The organism is Streptococcus sp. 2018037 (genome assembly GCF_019754195.1).
GTDB lineage: Bacteria > Bacillota > Bacilli > Lactobacillales > Streptococcaceae > Streptococcus > Streptococcus hashimotonensis.
In genome coordinates this window covers 22,313-39,096 of the sequence record NZ_JAIJZQ010000004.1, presented here as the reverse complement: position 1 = coordinate 39,096, position 16,784 = coordinate 22,313, and the positions used below count along the sequence as shown (strand labels likewise).

Annotated in this window: 19 protein-coding genes; 18 read left to right on the top strand and 1 reads right to left on the bottom strand. The window is 40.9% G+C overall.

Annotated features, from left to right (window positions below; genetic code table 11):
* Nucleotides 1-7: 7 nt before the first annotated feature.
* The 9 genes from K5Q29_RS02480 to lepA all read left to right on the top strand — a co-directional run bounded on the left by K5Q29_RS02480 (nt 8) and on the right by lepA (nt 7,980).
* The gene (locus K5Q29_RS02480; protein WP_105139451.1) at nt 8-967 is read left to right on the top strand and encodes an ROK family glucokinase; all 960 of its coding nucleotides are present in this window, start codon (nt 8-10) and stop codon (nt 965-967) included.
* 126 nt (nt 968-1,093) lie between these two features.
* Nucleotides 1,094-1,372, top strand: coding sequence for a hypothetical protein (locus K5Q29_RS02475; RefSeq protein ID WP_105139450.1), 279 nt, complete (start codon nt 1,094-1,096; stop codon nt 1,370-1,372).
* 12 nt (nt 1,373-1,384) lie between these two features.
* A complete protein-coding gene (locus tag K5Q29_RS02470; protein ID WP_105139449.1) occupies nt 1,385-1,687 on the top strand; it encodes a hypothetical protein in 303 nt (100 codons plus the stop codon).
* A gap of 52 nt (nt 1,688-1,739) precedes the next feature.
* Nucleotides 1,740-2,579, top strand: coding sequence for a thymidylate synthase (locus tag K5Q29_RS02465; protein ID WP_105139448.1), 840 nt, complete (start codon nt 1,740-1,742; stop codon nt 2,577-2,579).
* A 251-nt stretch (nt 2,580-2,830) separates the two neighbouring features.
* The gene (locus K5Q29_RS02460) at nt 2,831-3,343 is read left to right on the top strand and encodes a dihydrofolate reductase (protein ID WP_105139447.1); all 513 of its coding nucleotides are present in this window, start codon (nt 2,831-2,833) and stop codon (nt 3,341-3,343) included.
* Between the two features lie 197 nt (nt 3,344-3,540).
* Entirely contained in the window at nt 3,541-4,767 is a 1,227-nt protein-coding gene (gene clpX / locus K5Q29_RS02455) for an ATP-dependent Clp protease ATP-binding subunit ClpX (protein WP_105139445.1), read from the top strand.
* Between the two features lie 60 nt (nt 4,768-4,827).
* Nucleotides 4,828-5,415 carry a ribosome biogenesis GTP-binding protein YihA/YsxC gene (gene yihA / locus K5Q29_RS02450; protein WP_014638915.1) on the top strand — a complete coding sequence of 196 codons (588 nt, stop codon included), beginning with the start codon at nt 4,828-4,830 and terminating at the stop codon, nt 5,413-5,415.
* A 22-nt stretch (nt 5,416-5,437) separates the two neighbouring features.
* A complete protein-coding gene (gene ndk / locus K5Q29_RS02445; protein ID WP_105139444.1) occupies nt 5,438-5,851 on the top strand; it encodes a nucleoside-diphosphate kinase in 414 nt (137 codons plus the stop codon).
* A gap of 296 nt (nt 5,852-6,147) precedes the next feature.
* Nucleotides 6,148-7,980 carry a translation elongation factor 4 gene (lepA, locus tag K5Q29_RS02440; protein WP_105139442.1) on the top strand — a complete coding sequence of 611 codons (1,833 nt, stop codon included), beginning with the start codon at nt 6,148-6,150 and terminating at the stop codon, nt 7,978-7,980.
* 49 nt (nt 7,981-8,029) lie between these two features.
* Here lepA and K5Q29_RS02435 read toward each other — a convergent pair whose 3' ends face one another.
* Nucleotides 8,030-8,212 carry a 4-oxalocrotonate tautomerase gene (locus K5Q29_RS02435; RefSeq protein ID WP_105139441.1) on the bottom strand — a complete coding sequence of 61 codons (183 nt, stop codon included), beginning with the start codon at nt 8,210-8,212 and terminating at the stop codon, nt 8,030-8,032.
* Nucleotides 8,213-8,346: 134 nt separating this feature from the next.
* On the opposite strand from K5Q29_RS02435, the gene K5Q29_RS02430 reads away from it, so the two are divergent.
* From K5Q29_RS02430 to K5Q29_RS02390, 9 genes are all read left to right on the top strand, one after another.
* A complete protein-coding gene (locus tag K5Q29_RS02430; protein WP_105139440.1) occupies nt 8,347-9,660 on the top strand; it encodes an excalibur calcium-binding domain-containing protein in 1,314 nt (437 codons plus the stop codon).
* Nucleotides 9,661-10,046: 386 nt separating this feature from the next.
* Nucleotides 10,047-10,628 (top strand): thymidine kinase, encoded by a 582-nt coding sequence (locus tag K5Q29_RS02425; protein ID WP_012028098.1) that lies wholly within the window; start codon nt 10,047-10,049, stop codon nt 10,626-10,628.
* Between the two features lie 279 nt (nt 10,629-10,907).
* Entirely contained in the window at nt 10,908-11,987 is a 1,080-nt protein-coding gene (gene prfA, locus K5Q29_RS02420; RefSeq protein ID WP_015646857.1) for a peptide chain release factor 1, read from the top strand.
* Nucleotides 11,987-12,820, top strand: coding sequence for a peptide chain release factor N(5)-glutamine methyltransferase (gene prmC, locus K5Q29_RS02415; RefSeq protein WP_105139439.1), 834 nt, complete (start codon nt 11,987-11,989; stop codon nt 12,818-12,820). The genes prfA and prmC overlap by 1 nt, the downstream gene beginning before the upstream one ends.
* Nucleotides 12,807-13,415, top strand: a complete 609-nt coding sequence (locus K5Q29_RS02410; RefSeq protein WP_172699673.1) for an L-threonylcarbamoyladenylate synthase — start codon at nt 12,807-12,809, stop codon at nt 13,413-13,415. The genes prmC and K5Q29_RS02410 overlap by 14 nt, the downstream gene beginning before the upstream one ends.
* Nucleotides 13,412-13,843: a GNAT family N-acetyltransferase gene (locus K5Q29_RS02405; protein ID WP_015646854.1), complete on the top strand. Its 432-nt coding sequence runs from the start codon at nt 13,412-13,414 to the stop codon at nt 13,841-13,843. The genes K5Q29_RS02410 and K5Q29_RS02405 overlap by 4 nt, the downstream gene beginning before the upstream one ends.
* Nucleotides 13,844-13,866: 23 nt before the next feature.
* Entirely contained in the window at nt 13,867-15,126 is a 1,260-nt protein-coding gene (glyA, locus tag K5Q29_RS02400; protein WP_024400565.1) for a serine hydroxymethyltransferase, read from the top strand.
* Nucleotides 15,126-16,100, top strand: a complete 975-nt coding sequence (locus K5Q29_RS02395) for a nucleoid-associated protein (protein WP_024400566.1) — start codon at nt 15,126-15,128, stop codon at nt 16,098-16,100. Before glyA ends, K5Q29_RS02395 begins: the two co-directional genes overlap by 1 nt.
* Nucleotides 16,101-16,700 (top strand): lysozyme family protein, encoded by a 600-nt coding sequence (locus tag K5Q29_RS02390; RefSeq protein WP_105139438.1) that lies wholly within the window; start codon nt 16,101-16,103, stop codon nt 16,698-16,700. It begins immediately after the preceding gene.
* Nucleotides 16,701-16,784 lie beyond the last annotated feature (84 nt).

Below are 16,784 nucleotides of genomic sequence, written 5' to 3'. Positions count from 1 at the left end.
GATGATTATGTCTAAAAAAATTATCGGTATTGATTTGGGTGGTACATCTGTTAAATTGGCCATTTTGACTACTGAGGGAGAAATTCAAGAAAAATGGTCTATCAAGACAAATATTTTAGATGATGGAAGTCACATTGTTCCTGATATTATTGACAGTATTCAACATCGATTTGAAACTCATGGTTTGACAAAGGATGATTTCTTGGGTGTTGGTATGGGGTCTCCAGGTGTCGTTGATAGCGAAGCTGGTACTGTTATCGGTGCCTATAACCTCAATTGGAAAACCTTGCAATTGATTAAAGATCAGTTTGAATCTGCCCTTGGTTTACCATTCTTTATCGACAATGATGCCAACGTTGCAGCCCTTGGTGAGCAATGGGTTGGTGCTGGAAACAACAATCCAAACGTTGTCTTTATGACGCTTGGTACAGGTGTTGGTGGCGGTGTCATCGCTGCTGGAAACTTGATTCGTGGGGTCAAAGGTGCTGGTGGTGAATTGGGCCATATCACAGTTGACTTTGATGAGCCATTTGCATGTACTTGTGGTAAGAAAGGTTGTCTAGAAACAGTTGCTTCAGCAACAGGTATTGTCAATCTCAGCCGTCGCTATGCTGATCAATACGCTGGCGATGCAAAACTGAAACAAATGATTGATGATGGACAAGATGTAACGGCTAAGGATGTCTTTGATTTGGCAAAAGAAGGCGATGATTTGGCTTTGATTGTCTACCGTCACTTCTCAGAATACCTAGGTGTTGCTTGTGCAAACATTGCTGCAGTCCTCAATCCTGCCTACATCGTTCTGGGTGGCGGTGTATCAGCTGCAGGAGAGTTTTTATTGGATGGTGTTCGCAAGGTCTTTGCTGAAAATAGCTTCCCACAAATCAAGGAAAGTACACAAATTGTCTTGGCAACACGTGGTAATGATGCAGGTGTATTGGGCGCAGCATCACTCGTCTTGAAATAATCGTTAAAAGCAGAGGGAACTCTGCTTTTTTTTAAATCCGCCGTCACAATTTTTTTATATACATATATTGAAAAATGTAGTATTTAAGCGTACAATGAAAGTGTAAAGAGAAAGGAGTGTCACCTTATGAAACAGGTAAACATGTCTAAAATAATCAACTATCTGACCATTCTTGGTTTATTGATTTTGTTATCTGCCTTTTTCCTTGATAACTGGATTCGTGACTGGTTTTTCCCGTCTAGCTGGGGAAACGTAGCAACCATGATGATTTTGCCTTTGCTAGGGACATTGATTCTTATCTTGTCGATTTACTATAAAAAACTTTGGACGGGCATTACCAGTATTCTATTGATTATTTCCTTCCCCTTGATATTTGGACTGGGCTATGTTTTTTTTGGTCCCTAGAAGGAGTTTCTCATGAATATGACACTATTAAAACGGTTAAATCTAGTCTTGTATAGCCTTGCAGCTTTTCTCATCGTCTTGCTATTTTTACCAATAGGTCAATGGTTTGATATTGTAAATGTGAATTTCAAACTAGCATTTTTCATCATTCCCTTTTTCGGTCTAGCTAGCTTACCAACGGCTATTTATACGAAGAATGTTCGTCAGATATTGTTGAGTGTTCTCTTGGTAGCCTTGTATTTTATATTGTTCAGTCTAGTAACTGCCCTCGCTGGTTTGTTCCAGCTCAACCTCTACCCCTTGCTCTATAAATGAGGACTCCAGTTCAAAACTGGAGTTTTTTGCTAGAATTTGCTATACTAAACTCATGACAAAAGCAGATAGTATTTTTAAAGAAAACATTCGTAAGATTATGGCAGAGGGCGTTTTTTCGGAAAATGCTCGCCCTCGTTACAAGGATGGAAATGTAGCTAATTCCAAGTACATTACAGGTGCCTTTGCAGAGTATGACTTGGCCAAGGGCGAGTTCCCTATTACTACATTAAGACCGATCCCAATCAAGTCAGCTATTAAAGAAATTCTCTGGATTTACCAAGACCAGACCAATGATTTATCCGTCTTGCAGGACAAGTACGGTGTCCAGTATTGGAATGACTGGGAAGTTGAGGGAACTGGCACAATCGGTGAACGATATGGTGCCATTGTTAAAAAGCATGACATCATTTCAAAAATCCTCAAACAGCTGGAGGAAAATCCTTGGAATCGCCGCAATGTGATTTCTTTGTGGGATTATGAAGCATTTGACCAATCCGCAGGTCTCTTGCCATGTGCCTTTCAGACCATGTTTGACGTCCGCCGAGTTGATGGGGAGATGTATCTGGATGCAACCTTGACCCAGCGCTCAAATGATATGTTGGTAGCTCACCATATAAATGCTATGCAGTATGTAGCTCTTCAGATGATGATTGCTAAACATTTTGGCTGGAAGGTTGGGAAGTTTTTCTATTTCATCAACAATCTTCACATCTATGATAATCAGTTTGAACAAGCTGAAGAATTGCTCCGTCGAACGCCTTCAGAAATCGAGTCTCGTTTGGTACTCAATGTCCCAGACGGAACAAACTTTTTTGATATTAAGGCAGAAGATTTTGAGTTGGTGGACTACAATCCAGTTAAACCGCAACTTAAATTTGACTTGGCGATTTAACTGGATTAGCAGTGAAGAACTTCGTTCTTTTACCTCGCTTCTTTATTTTTAGGCTCGGGCTGAAACAATTCCTTGAATTAGCCACTTTTCTTTATCCCTGATTAGAGCTAGTTAATGACGGTGAACTTCAAGCCTTGGGCACAAAAATTTTGGAGCCACTTTTTGTATGATAAAAATTTGCACTAGACCTACTTGGTAAGTGCATTTTTTATGTTTTTTTGATAGAATGATAGGACGGAAAGTGAGAGAAAATGACTAAAAAGATTGTTGCTATTTGGGCTCAAGATGAAAATGGATTGATTGGAAAAGGCGATAAACTTCCATGGACTTTACCTGCGGACTGGGCTCATTTTAAAGAAACGACTACTGGACATGCTATGGTGATGGGACGTGTAACTTTTGATGGCATGGGAAAACGTGCTCTTCCTAATCGTCACTCCTTGGTATTGACCACCGATAAAAGCTATCAGGTAGAGAGTGACCGTGTTACAGTTCTACATGGTGTTGAAGAAGTTCTGGACTGGTACCACCAACAAGAAGGAACTTTATTTGTGCTTGGTGGTGGACAAATTTTTACTGCCTTTGCACCCTACATTGAAGAACTGATTGTAACGGATATTCAAGGGCAATTTGAAGGTGATAGTTTCTTCCCAGAAACTTTTCCAATGGAAGAATTCCAGCTACAAAGCGAACAATTTCGGTCAAAAGATGAAGCCAACCCAGTTGATTTCATCATAAGAAACTATAAAAGAAGAGAGAAATAGGCATGGAGAGAGGTTTATTTGGTTTATTTACAGCACTTCTCTGTGGAATATGTGTTCTTTGTGCGATTCAAGCTTTTAGAAAGAAACGATTTGGTTTAGCTATTTTATTTTTGTTGAATGCATTTACCAATCTGGTTAATAGTATTCATGCCATTTATGGCTTTTTATTTAGATAAGAGATATGAAAGAGGAATTACATGGCTGTTAAGCATACCCATGAGTTGATTTATTGCTCATTTTGTGGAAAAAATCAAGAAGAAGTTAAAAAAATTATTGCAGGAAATAATGTTTTCATTTGTAATGAGTGTGTGGAGTTAGCTCAAGAAATTATTCGTGAAGAACTAGCAGAAGAAGTGTTGACAGACCTAGCTGACACACCTAAGCCACAGGAATTGCTCGATATTTTAAACAATTATGTCATTGGACAAGATCGTGCCAAACGTGCATTGGCTGTCGCTGTCTACAACCATTACAAACGTATCAATTTCCAAGATAGTCGCGATGAAAATGATGTTGATTTGCAGAAATCAAACATTCTCATGATTGGTCCAACAGGTTCTGGTAAAACATTCTTAGCTCAAACCTTGGCTAAAAGTCTGAATGTTCCATTTGCCATTGCGGATGCGACCGCTCTTACTGAAGCTGGTTATGTGGGCGAAGACGTTGAAAACATCCTTCTCAAACTCTTGCAGGCGGCGGATTTTAATATCGACCGCGCAGAACGAGGGATTATCTATGTGGATGAGATTGATAAAATTGCCAAAAAAGGTGAAAATGTGTCCATTACCCGCGATGTTTCGGGTGAAGGTGTCCAACAGGCTCTCTTGAAAATTATCGAGGGAACAGTTGCTAGCGTACCCCCTCAAGGCGGACGCAAACATCCAAACCAAGAGATGATTCATGTCGATACCAAAAACATCCTCTTCATCGTAGGCGGTGCCTTTGATGGTATTGAGGAAATCGTCAAACAACGTCTTGGTGAGAAAATTATCGGTTTCGGTCAAAACAATCGTGCCATTGATGAAAAAGAATCCTACATGCAACATATCATTGCAGACGACATTCAAAAATTTGGTATCATTCCTGAGTTGATTGGTCGCTTGCCAGTATTTGCAGCCTTAGATCAATTAACAACTGAAGACTTGGTCCGTATTTTAACAGAGCCTAAGAATGCGTTGGTTAAACAATACCAGACCCTCCTGTCTTACGATGATGTGGAATTAGAGTTTGATGAGGATGCCTTGCTTGCCATTGCCGAAAAAGCAATTGAACGGAAAACAGGTGCACGTGGTCTTCGTTCCATTATCGAAGAAACTATGTTGGATGTTATGTTTGAAGTACCAAGTCAAGATGATGTTAAACGTGTTCGTGTTACAAAAGATGCAGTAGACGGTAAGGAAAAACCTTTACTTGAAACAGCTTAAAGAAGTACAAGGAGGGGTGTGAGCTACAAGCTTTCTCCCCTTATTTATGAAAGGTAAACAATGGAAATCAATACACATAATGCTGAGATTTTGCTCAGTGCTGTTTCAAAAGCCCAGTATCCTGGCGATGACATTCCAGAAATTGCCCTTGCCGGGCGATCTAACGTTGGAAAGTCCTCATTTATTAATACTCTTCTAGGAAGAAAAAATCTTGCACGTACGTCAGGAAAACCAGGAAAGACTCAACAACTCAATTTTTATAATATAGATGATAAAATTCGATTCGTAGATGTTCCAGGTTATGGCTATGCTAAAGTATCCAAAACTGAGCGTGCTAAGTGGGGCAAAATGATTGAAGAGTATTTGACGACACGAGAAAATCTACGTGTTGTGGTGAGTTTAGTAGACATGCGTCATGAGCCATCAGCAGATGATGTTCAAATGTATGATTTCTTGAAATATTATGAAATTCCTGTTATTATTGTGGCAACGAAGGCTGATAAAATCCCACGAGGAAAGTGGAATAAACACGAATCGATGATTAAAAAGAAATTGGATTTTGATAAAAATGATCAATTCGTTATCTTTTCTTCTGAGACTCGTCACGGATACGATCAGGCCTGGGATGCTATCTTAAGTAACATCTAATAAACAGTTCAGGAGAAAAATCATGGAACGTACTTTCATCATCATCAAACCAGATGCTCTTAAGCGTGGACTTGCGGGACAAATTCTTTCACGTATCGAACGCAGGGGATTTCAAATCCAAGATTTAAAAATGGTTACAGCGACAGAAGAGCTAATCAGTCAACATTATGAACATTTGACAGATAAACCTTTCTTCCCGCAATTAGTACAATATATGACGAGCGGGCCGATGATAGCTGGCATTATAGAAGGGTCAGAAGTTATCAAATCTTGGCGAGATATGATGGGAGCTACCAATCCAGTAAACGCCCTACCTGGGACTATTCGTGGAGATTTTGCGACAGCGCCCGTTGAGGGAATTGTGGCAAATGTCGTTCATGGCTCAGATAGTGCAGAAGCAGCCGAACGCGAGATCGGTCTTTGGCTGGGAAAATAGCAGAGCAGTTCAACCACAGCAATCCTACTCAAAGTTTGTGTCAACATCTCAGCGCAGTGGTTGATTGGCAGATTTGTTCGTGTTTCACACTCCAAATCTGTCCATTACGACTGTTGCGAACAACGTTCGCTTTATCTCCAACCTCAAACTGTCTCCCAGACAGTTTGAGCTGTGCGGGGGTGGGAAGACGAACTCTTCTATGAATGCAGGAGTTCTTTCCCACTCCCGTTTTTCTTATGGCAAGTTCTTGGTATTTCTGATATAATAAAGAGTAATACCCTTGTAGAGGAAGAAACATGAATTTAGAAGATTTGAAAAAACGACAGGAGAAAATTCGTAATTTCTCCATTATTGCCCACATCGACCATGGTAAATCAACCTTGGCTGACCGTATTCTTGAGAAGACAGAAACAGTTTCCAGCCGTGAAATGCAGGCCCAATTGCTTGACAGTATGGATTTGGAACGCGAGCGTGGTATCACTATTAAACTCAACGCAATCGAACTCAACTATACAGCTAAAGATGGAGAGACATACATTTTCCACTTGATTGACACACCAGGACACGTTGACTTTACCTATGAAGTATCGCGTTCGTTGGCTGCCTGTGAGGGTGCGATTCTGGTGGTGGATGCTGCTCAAGGGATTGAAGCACAGACCTTGGCTAACGTTTATCTAGCCTTGGACAATGATTTGGAAATCTTGCCAATCATTAACAAGATTGACCTGCCAGCAGCAGACCCAGAACGTGTTCGTCAGGAAATTGAAGATGTGATTGGTTTGGATGCTTCAGAAGCAGTGCCAACATCAGCTAAGGCAGGTATTGGTATCGAGGAGATCTTGGAGCAGATTGTCGAGAAGGTTCCAGCACCGACTGGTGATGTCGAAGCTCCTTTGCAAGCATTGATTTTTGACTCTGTCTATGACCCTTATCGTGGGGTTATCCTCCAAGTTCGTATCGTCAATGGTGTCGTGAAGCCAGGTGACACCATCCAGATGATGAGCAACGGCAAGACCTTTGATGTAACAGAAGTCGGAATTTTCACACCAAAAGCCATTGGTCGTGATTTCCTAGCAGTTGGAGATGTTGGCTATATCGCAGCTTCTATCAAGACTGTAGCTGATACCCGTGTCGGTGATACAGTGACCTTGGCGGAAAATCCTGCCAGCGAGCCACTAGCAGGCTACAAACAGATGAACCCAATGGTCTTTGCGGGTATCTATCCAATTGATTCCAACAAGTACAATGACCTCCGTGAAGCCTTGGAAAAGCTCCAGCTCAACGATGCCAGCTTGCAGTTCGAACCTGAAACATCGCAGGCCCTCGGCTTTGGTTTCCGTTGTGGTTTCTTGGGCCTCTTGCACATGGATGTTATCCAAGAACGGATTGAGCGTGAGTTTAACATTGATCTCATCATGACAGCTCCGTCGGTAGTCTACCATGTCAACATGACAGACGGTGAAACAATTGATGTAGCCAACCCATCTGAGTTCCCAGACCCAACCAAGATTGCAACTATCGAAGAACCATATGTTAAGGCACAAATCATGGTACCGCAGGAATACGTCGGTGCAGTCATGGAATTGGCCCAACGCAAACGTGGTGACTTTGTGACTATGGATTATATTGATGATAACCGTGTCAATGTCATCTACCAAATTCCACTTGCGGAGATTGTCTTTGACTTCTTTGACAAGCTTAAGTCATCCACTCGTGGTTATGCCAGCTTCGACTATGAGATTTCTGAATACCGTTCATCTAAGTTAGTGAAAATGGATATTCTCTTGAACGGCGACAAGGTAGATGCCCTTAGCTTTATCGTCCACAAGGAATTTGCCTATGAACGTGGGAAAATCATCGTGGACAAACTCAAGAAAATCATCCCTCGTCAACAGTTTGAAGTGCCAATCCAAGCTGCTATCGGTCAGAAAATCGTTGCCCGTAGCGACATCAAGGCCCTTCGCAAAAACGTTTTGGCCAAGTGTTATGGTGGTGACGTTTCCCGTAAACGCAAACTCCTAGAAAAACAAAAAGCCGGTAAGAAACGGATGAAAGCCATCGGCTCTGTCGAAGTTCCACAAGAAGCCTTCCTCAGCGTTCTCAGCATGGATGAAGACGATAAGAAATAAACTTGATACAAAGAAACACTCCTGCATTTTGTTGCAAGAGTGTTTTCTCTTATTTACGTTTCATTTCACCTTGTGGGTAGTAAGTCCCTTCAGGCATATCATTGATGAAGACATGAATGGCTTCTTTGGGCGCATTAGTATTACGAGATACAACTTCGGTAACTTCACATGCTAAGGCAATCTTTTGTTCCTCCGTGCGTCCTTCAAACAAATCAATACGTACAAACGGCATATATTTCCTCCTTTATTTTTCGTTTATTGTACCATAGTTTTTATGATTCTCCAAGGATATTTTCATAATGTATTGCAAAGTATATTTATATTTTGTTATAATAATATCACGATTAACAATAAGGAGAATGATTTATGTTTAAGAAAAAAGCAACTCAGATAGTTAGCGAAACGTCAATAAAAAAATCTAGAAAGTTTCTTAATCGGAAAACAGCAGGAATAACTGGCGGTGTCCTACTTACAACATTTATCGGTTCACAATTAATGACTGCTGAGCTTCCTAAAAAAGATGACCTTTATGGACAACAGTATGTAACAGTCGTAAAACATCTTCAGGAAGCAGGTTTTAAAAATATTCAGGGGGTGGAAATTACTGATTTAGAATTTGGAAAAATAGGTGAAAGCGATCTTGTCGAACTCGTCTCTGTTGACGGAGAAGATTGGAAGGAAGGACGGGCTTTAAAAAATATCCCTATTACAATATCCTACCATGTTCCCAAAAAAGATGCCGTTGAATTCAACTTACCAGCTTCTAAAAATTTAGCAGATGTCGAGAAAGAGCTGAAAGATTCAGGTTTTAAACAAGTCGAACTAACTCCTGTTCTGCTAGTAGAAGAAGGCAATGCGGACAAAAAAGATAAAATTGATCGCCTTCAAATCGGAAATCACACCTATCAATCCAATCATTTTTACTCTACTAGTCTCCCTGTTACATTAACCTATTTTGACGTTAGCAAAGATAACATCAAACTACCAAAAAATCTAGCAGAGGCTAAAACAAAACCAGAGCTCGAAAAACAACTAACAACAGCAGGATTTACAGACATCAAATGGACTGCTGTTGCGGATAAGGATAAAGCAAAGCACGAAAAAATTCAAAAAATTAGTCTAGGTGGCGCAGAGCTTCAGTTGCCCGCCAAACAGGAGATTATCAGCAAAAAATCAACCCCCATTGTAATCACCTACTACGATTTCTCTAGCTTCGCTGAACTGCCATCATCCATTTCAACAAAAACAGCTGCAGATACTAAAAAATTGTTTACTGACGGTGGTTTTTCTCAAGTATCTGAAGTAGCAACAGAGACCAATGAAATTGCTAAAAATGGACAAATCATTGCGGTCGAGATTGATGGAAAATCTTTTAACGAAATGAATGATAAGGTCATCAAAAAAGATAGCAAAGTCATTATCAAATATTGGAACGCTGAAAAAGCTATTGCTGAGAAAGCACGTAAAGAGGAGGAAGAGCGTCTCGCCGCCGAAGCGCAAAAAGTTGCAGAAGCAGAAGCACAAAGCCAAGTTCAGCAATTTGCTGCTACACCATCTCAAAATACATATTATCCAAATTGTAAGGCAGTTAGACAAGCAGGAGCTGCACCAATCTATCGTGGTGAACCAGGTTACGGTAGTCATTTAGACCGTGATGGAGATGGAGTTGGGTGTGAGTAAGAAAAAACATTGACAGCGTTTACATTTTTTTTTGCTACACTATCCTTAAAGGAGGGATTACTCATGGCCTATAAATACCGTATGATTTTATCGTTCCTACTCGCTGGATTATGTTTGTATCTAGTAGCAACTGTTTTTGCCAAGAGTATATGGGAAGGACCTTTGTTTCTTGCATTTTCTTTTTACAGCCTAATATATGGTTGTGTTATGCTCTACAAGTGGAAACCAACGGCAGCTAAAATCATTTTTGAGTGTGTCGGAAATTTCTTATCATTCCCCTGGTCTTAATATCAAACAAGCTCAAAACGGGCTTGTTTTTCTATTTCCATAAGGACCATTTTATGATAAAATGGAGGGAGTGAAAATTTAAGATTGGAAAGAGAAAAGTGGCTCAATTATATTATAAATATGGGACAATGAACTCAGGAAAAACCATTGAGATTTTGAAGGTTGCCCACAACTATGAAGAACAAGGAAAACCTGTTGTTATCATGACATCTGCACTTGATACTCGTGATGCCTTTGGTGTTGTATCCAGTCGTATAGGCATGAGAAGAGATGCAGTGGCCATTGACGATGATATGGATATCTTTGGTTTTATTGAAAAAATGGAACCACGTCCTTACTGTGTTCTCATTGATGAAGCACAATTTCTTCGACGTCATCATGTCTACGCACTTGCTCGCGTAGTCGATGAACTAGATGTACCCGTTATGGCTTTCGGTCTTAAAAATGATTTCCGAAATGAACTGTTTGAAGGTTCCCAACATTTGCTCTTATTGGCTGATAAATTAGATGAAATCAAAACAATCTGTCAATATTGTTCTAAAAAAGCGACAATGGTTTTGAGAACGCAGGATGGAAAACCTACTTATGAAGGAGAACAAATCCAAATTGGTGGCAATGAAACCTACATTCCTGTCTGTCGCAAACATTATTTTTCACCAGAAATTAAAGATTTACCCTAATTTTTGAAAATGAAATGAGAAGCGGCTGTAAACTGAGCATCTGTATAGAACTGAATTTGCCTATGACTCTGTGCCAATTTTCATGACTTACATATTACAGAAAGGAAATGAACACGCCCTACAAGCTAACTGGAAGTGTGTTCGGTCAAATATTTAGAAAGGAATTGAATACGGGCTACGAACTGTGCAAAAAAGATAGTTTTTCCTAGGACGCTTTCGTCCTTCGTCAAAACTCCTATTTTTGCTTTGTTCGTTTAACGCCCTTAATATCTTAAAATTATGAACATCTACGATCAATTACAGGCGGTGGAAGATCGCTACGAGGAACTTGGTGAATTGTTGTCTGACCCTGATGTGGTCAGCGATACCAAGCGTTTTATGGAGTTGTCTAAAGAAGAAGCTGCAACTCGTGATACAGTAACAGCCTACCGCGAATATAAGACTGTACTTCAAAACATTGTCGATGCAGAAGAGATGATTAAAGAATCTTCTGGGGATGCTGACTTGGAGGAAATGGCTAAGGAAGAACTCAAACAAGCTAAAGCTGACAAAGAGGCTTACGAAGAAAAGCTGAAAATCCTTCTTTTACCAAAAGACCCTAACGATGACAAAAACATCATCTTGGAAATCCGTGGTGCCGCAGGTGGTGATGAAGCTGCCCTCTTTGCTGGAGACCTTTTGACCATGTATCAAAAGTATGCAGAAGGTCAAGGCTGGCGTTTTGAAGTCATGGAGGCTTCTTACAATGGTGTCGGCGGTATCAAGGAAGTGGTTGCCATGGTCTCTGGTCAATCCGTTTATTCAAAACTCAAGTATGAATCAGGAGCTCACCGTGTCCAACGTGTCCCTGTGACAGAAAGCCAAGGTCGCGTCCACACCTCAACAGCAACCGTTCTCATCATGCCAGAAGTGGAAGAAGTGGAATACGACATCGATCCAAAAGATCTTCGTGTCGATATCTACCACGCATCTGGTGCTGGTGGACAGAACGTCAACAAGGTTGCAACTGCCGTGCGTATCGTTCACTTGCCAACCAACATCAAAGTAGAGATGCAGGAAGAACGGACCCAGCAGAAAAACCGTGAAAAGGCCATGAAGATCATCCGTGCCCGTGTTGCGGACCACTTCGCACAGATTGCCCAAGATGAGCAGGATGCAGAGCGTAAATCAACCATTGGTACTGGTGACCGTTCAGAGCGTATCCGTACTTACAACTTCCCACAAAACCGTGTGACAGACCACCGTATCGGCTTGACCTTGCAAAAGCTGGATACTATCTTGTCAGGTAAGATGGACGAAGTCGTAGATGCCCTTGTTCTCTACGATCAGACGCAAAAACTAGAAGAGCTTAACAAATAATGAATTACGCTCAATTATTTGCAGCATACGAAGAACAATTAGTCGCAATCGGTGAAGAGGCAGAATCCCTGTCCTTCACCTTTCGTGGCTTAAAGGGACTGAACTTTACGGAATTTCTCCTCCTGCTCCGTCAGGAAGTTACACCGACTGACAAAGAAGAGATTGATGCGATTTTTCAGCAACTTTCCCAGCACCGACCTGCCCAGTACATTATCGGAAAGGCTGATTTTCATGGCTTGGAGTTTGCGGTGGATGAGCGAGTCTTGATTCCAAGACCTGAAACGGAAGAATTAGTTGATTTGATTTTGCAGGAAAATAGCGGAGCAGGTTTGCGTATCTTAGACATCGGTACAGGAAGCGGTGCCATAGCTATTTCCCTTGCAAAAGCTAGACCTGATTGGGAAGTGGTTGCGGTTGATATTTCAAAGGATGCCCTAGCAGTGGCTCAGGAAAATGCAAGAACCAACCAAGTCTCTGTTCACTTTCTAGAATCGGATGTCTTGCAAGCAGTGAAAGGGCAATTTGACATCATTGTTTCCAATCCGCCCTACATCTCACCAGATGACACAGATGAAGTTGGACTCAATGTATTGACTTCTGAGCCACATCTGGCCTTATTTGCGGAAGAAGATGGACTAGCTATTTATAGACAAATTGCGGAGCAAGCAGGGACATTTTTGAAGGAGAATGGAAAACTCTACTTTGAAATTGGCTACAAGCAAGGGCAAGACCTAACTGACTTACTCGCTCTGCATTTTCCAAAAAAGCGAATTCGAGTCCTCAAAGACCAATTTGGACAGGATAGAAAGGTTGTCGCGGATGACAATGGATAAACTCCGAAAAATTCTTGAAAATGGTGGAGCCGTGGTTTTGCCGACTGAGACAGTCTATGGGCTTTTTGCCCAAGCCTTGAATGAAGATGCAGTCAATCGCGTCTATCAGTTGAAACAGCGTCCGAGGGATAAGGCAATGAACTTAAATGTCTCAAATCTGAACGATATCTATTTTTTCAGTCAAAATCCACCCCATTATCTGGAAAAACTGTATAATAGGTTTATGCCAGGACCACTAACGATTATCCTGAAAGCGAACGATAACGTTCCTTTTTGGGTTAATTCTGGTCTGGATACTGTTGGATTTCGTCTTCCCAATCACGAACAAACCTTACGTTTGATTTCAGAGACTGGCCCACTTATTGGACCATCCGCCAATATTTCAGGAAATGAAAGTGGCAAGAAGTTTTCGGACATCCAGGCACAATTTTCAGTTGATTTGCCTGGCATTGAGGATGACCAAGCTCTGACAGGCATTGATTCAACGATTTTGGACCTTTCTGGACAGAAAGCACGGATTTTGCGCCAAGGTGCTATCAGCCGCGAAGAAATTCAGAAAGCCATTCCCGAAATAGAATTTGAGGTAGTTTTATGATTCGTCCCATTGAGAAAGGTGACTTGGTAGTCATCCGAGAAATCAATGCTCAATCCTTAGGGTATGATTGTTCATTGGAACAAACTGAGCGACAGTTTTTTAGATGCACGAGTACATTGGGGCATATCTTATTGGTCTATATAGATGACATAAGTGGCGCAGTGCAAGGTTATATTCACGCACAGGTCTATGAAAGTCTCTATTCAGATACAGGTCTCAATATTCTCGGACTAGCTGTTTTGCCTAGTCATCAAGGACAAGGGATTGGAGCAAGTCTGCTGAAAGCCGTTGAGCAAATTGCACAGAAAGAAGGCTACCATTTTATTCGCCTCAATTCTGCTGAAAGTCGTCTCCAAGCCCATCTTTTCTACGAAAAGAATGGCTATCACTCCGATAAAATGCAGAAGCGTTTTATCAAGCACATTTAGCCCAATACAAAGGAGTACCGTATATGATTTTTGACAAAGTTAACTACAAAGAATTTGATAAAGAAGTTTGGGAAGCTATCCAAGCTGAAGAAAAACGCCAACAAAATAATATCGAATTGATTGCGTCTGAAAACGTTGTTTCTAAAGCTGTTATGGCAGCTCAAGGTTCTATTTTGACCAATAAATACGCAGAAGGTTACCCAGGTCGTCGTTACTATGGCGGTACGGAATGCGTTGACGTAGTTGAAAGTTTAGCTATTGAACGTGCTAAAGAAATATTTGGTGCAAAATTTGCTAACGTTCAGCCACACTCAGGAAGCCAGGCCAATTGTGCTGCCTACATGGCCTTGATTGAGCCAGGAGACACTGTTATGGGGATGGACTTAGCTGCAGGTGGTCACTTGACTCACGGTGCATCAGTTAGCTTCTCAGGACAAACTTACAACTTTGTAGCTTACAATGTTGACGAAGAAACTGGCTTGCTTGATTACGATGCAATTTTAAAACAAGCAAAAGAAGTGCAGCCAAAATTGATTGTAGCAGGTGCTTCAGCCTATGCACGTACAATTGACTTTGCTAAATTCCGTGAAATTGCAGATGCAGTTGGTGCCAAACTGATGGTAGATATGGCTCATATTGCTGGTCTTGTAGCTGCTGGTCTCCATCCAAACCCAGTTCCTCACGCTCATATCACAACAACAACAACTCACAAAACACTTCGTGGACCTCGTGGTGGTTTGATTTTGACCAATGATGAAGAGCTCATCAAAAAAATCAACTCAGCTATCTTCCCAGGCATCCAAGGTGGTCCATTAGAGCATGTTATTGCTGCAAAAGCCGTATCTTTCAAAGAAGTTTTGGACCCAGATTTCAAAGACTATGCTCAAAAAGTGATTGAAAACAGCAAGGCCATGGCCGAAGTCTTCCTTGCAAACCCTAACTTTAAAGTCATCACAGGTGGAACAGACAACCATCTCTTCCTCGTTGACGTGACCAAAGTTGTTGAAAATGGTAAAGTTGCTCAGCATCTCTTGGATGAAGTAAATATTACTCTCAATAAAAACTCAATTCCTTACGAAAAACTCTCACCATTCAAAACAAGCGGTATCCGTATTGGCTCTGCGGCCATTACTGCTCGCGGTTTTGGAGTAGAGGAAGCTCGCAAGGTTGCACAACTAACTATCAAAGCACTTGAAAATGCAGAAAATGAAACCGCTCTTGAGGAAGTCCGTCAAGAAGTGCGTGCTTTGACAGATCAATTCCCACTTTACGAAGGTTTATAATGGATATATTTGTAAAAAAAGCCATCATACATCAATTTAGTCCTGATGATACAGAGCTGGTCCTTGCCGACCAGCTTTTGACTGTTAGCCCAAAAATAGAAGAATATTTGCGTAAAAAGATTGAACGTGTCTTTTCTGATGAAGCAAAAACAGGACAATTTAACCCCGACAATCCTTTTCTTGACTATTTAGATGGCGACCTACTGACCAACTCTGTCAAGATTGCTAATCTCTGGAAAGAGGAATTCTCCATTTCAGAAAATCTCAAGACCAATGATTTAATCTTTATTGAGTTTGAACGAAATGGTGTGGAGCATTTCGCCTTTCTAAGAATTGCCTTACGTGAAAATCTCGCCCATGTTGGTCTGGAAAGTGGAAGTCCTTTAAAAATCACCCAGAATAATTTACCTGGAGCGGGTTCAGCACCTGATGAAGCCTTGATTGTCAATCTTCAAACGCGGAAGTATCATTTGATTGAGAAAAGAATCAAACACAATGGAGCCTTCCTCAATTATTTCTCATATAATCTTCTGCAAGTTACACCAGCTATTTCTGCAAAAAAATCAATCAAAGCAGTAGAGCAAACTGCACAGAAGATTGCTGACAATTTCCATCAAGGCGATTTTCAATTTCAATCGAAAGTCAAGTCAGCTATTTTCAACAATTTGGAAGAAGATAACGAGCTTTCACCTGAAAAATTGGCTGATCAGTTATTCGACAACAACCTGACCGCTCGTTTAAATTTCGTCGATCAACTGAAAGAGGTCATACCTGATAAGATTTCCTTCGATGAAATTGATAGTAGCCGTCAACTTAAGAAATTTGAAAATCAGAAGCTATCTTTATCAAACGGAATTGAGTTGATTGTGCCAAATGCAATCTATGAGGATGCAGAATCGGTTGAGTTTATTCAAAATGACAACGGGACCTATTCTATTCTTATCAAAAATATTGAAGACATAAAGAGCAAGTAAATGAAAAAACTGATACGTACGCTGATACTTCTTTTGCTGATTTTTCTCGGTTACAAATTCTATCAAACCTACAGTGCAGTCAAGCAAGTGATGACCTACCAAACTATGGTACAAGAAGTATTGGCAGAAAACGACACACCAGCTAATGAAGAACTAGTCCTAGCAATGATTTACACAGAAACCAAGGGACAAGAAGCAGATGTCATGCAATCAAGTGAGTCCGCTACTGGCTATGCTAACACCATCACGGATAGCAGAGAGAGTATCTGGCAAGGAATTATCTACCTGACAGAAAACCTACGGTTGGCTGAGGAAAAAGGAGTAGAGGTTTGGACAGCAGTTCAGGCATATAATTTCGGTCCAGCCTATATTGACTATATTGCTGAGCATGGTGGAGAACATACACTCTCGTTAGCGAAAGAATACTCCAGAACAGTAGTAGCACCAAGCTTAGGGAATACTACAGAAGAAACATATACCTATTTTCACCCCTTGGCTTTGCTAAATGGTGGGAAGTTATATGTAAATGGTGGAAATATCTACTATGCTAGACAGGTTCGTTTTAATATGCACCTGATGCGCCTCATTAATTTATTTTAATACCTATCAAACTCATCGGAAATCTGATGAGTTTTTAACTACAGCATTTTTACAAACTAGGTAAAATTGTAGTATAATAAAGAG

What these genes read in the sequence shown, in the direction of transcription:
- K5Q29_RS02435 (WP_105139441.1), bottom strand. Translation starts at nt 8,212, where the DNA reads ATGCCGTTTGTACGTATTGATTTGTTTGAAGGACGCACGGAGGAACAA.
- K5Q29_RS02395 (WP_024400566.1), top strand. Translation starts at nt 15,126, where the DNA reads ATGGATATATTTGTAAAAAAAGCCATCATACATCAATTTAGTCCTGAT.
- K5Q29_RS02430 (WP_105139440.1), top strand. Translation starts at nt 8,347, where the DNA reads ATGTTTAAGAAAAAAGCAACTCAGATAGTTAGCGAAACGTCAATAAAA.
- lepA (WP_105139442.1), top strand. Translation starts at nt 6,148, where the DNA reads ATGAATTTAGAAGATTTGAAAAAACGACAGGAGAAAATTCGTAATTTC.
- ndk (WP_105139444.1), top strand. Translation starts at nt 5,438, where the DNA reads ATGGAACGTACTTTCATCATCATCAAACCAGATGCTCTTAAGCGTGGA.
- glyA (WP_024400565.1), top strand. Translation starts at nt 13,867, where the DNA reads ATGATTTTTGACAAAGTTAACTACAAAGAATTTGATAAAGAAGTTTGG.
- K5Q29_RS02470 (WP_105139449.1), top strand. Translation starts at nt 1,385, where the DNA reads ATGAATATGACACTATTAAAACGGTTAAATCTAGTCTTGTATAGCCTT.
- K5Q29_RS02465 (WP_105139448.1), top strand. Translation starts at nt 1,740, where the DNA reads ATGACAAAAGCAGATAGTATTTTTAAAGAAAACATTCGTAAGATTATG.
- K5Q29_RS02390 (WP_105139438.1), top strand. Translation starts at nt 16,101, where the DNA reads ATGAAAAAACTGATACGTACGCTGATACTTCTTTTGCTGATTTTTCTC.
- prfA (WP_015646857.1), top strand. Translation starts at nt 10,908, where the DNA reads ATGAACATCTACGATCAATTACAGGCGGTGGAAGATCGCTACGAGGAA.
- K5Q29_RS02405 (WP_015646854.1), top strand. Translation starts at nt 13,412, where the DNA reads ATGATTCGTCCCATTGAGAAAGGTGACTTGGTAGTCATCCGAGAAATC.
- K5Q29_RS02480 (WP_105139451.1), top strand. Translation starts at nt 8, where the DNA reads ATGTCTAAAAAAATTATCGGTATTGATTTGGGTGGTACATCTGTTAAA.
- clpX (WP_105139445.1), top strand. Translation starts at nt 3,541, where the DNA reads ATGGCTGTTAAGCATACCCATGAGTTGATTTATTGCTCATTTTGTGGA.
- K5Q29_RS02410 (WP_172699673.1), top strand. Translation starts at nt 12,807, where the DNA reads ATGACAATGGATAAACTCCGAAAAATTCTTGAAAATGGTGGAGCCGTG.
- K5Q29_RS02460 (WP_105139447.1), top strand. Translation starts at nt 2,831, where the DNA reads ATGACTAAAAAGATTGTTGCTATTTGGGCTCAAGATGAAAATGGATTG.
- K5Q29_RS02475 (WP_105139450.1), top strand. Translation starts at nt 1,094, where the DNA reads ATGAAACAGGTAAACATGTCTAAAATAATCAACTATCTGACCATTCTT.
- prmC (WP_105139439.1), top strand. Translation starts at nt 11,987, where the DNA reads ATGAATTACGCTCAATTATTTGCAGCATACGAAGAACAATTAGTCGCA.
- yihA (WP_014638915.1), top strand. Translation starts at nt 4,828, where the DNA reads ATGGAAATCAATACACATAATGCTGAGATTTTGCTCAGTGCTGTTTCA.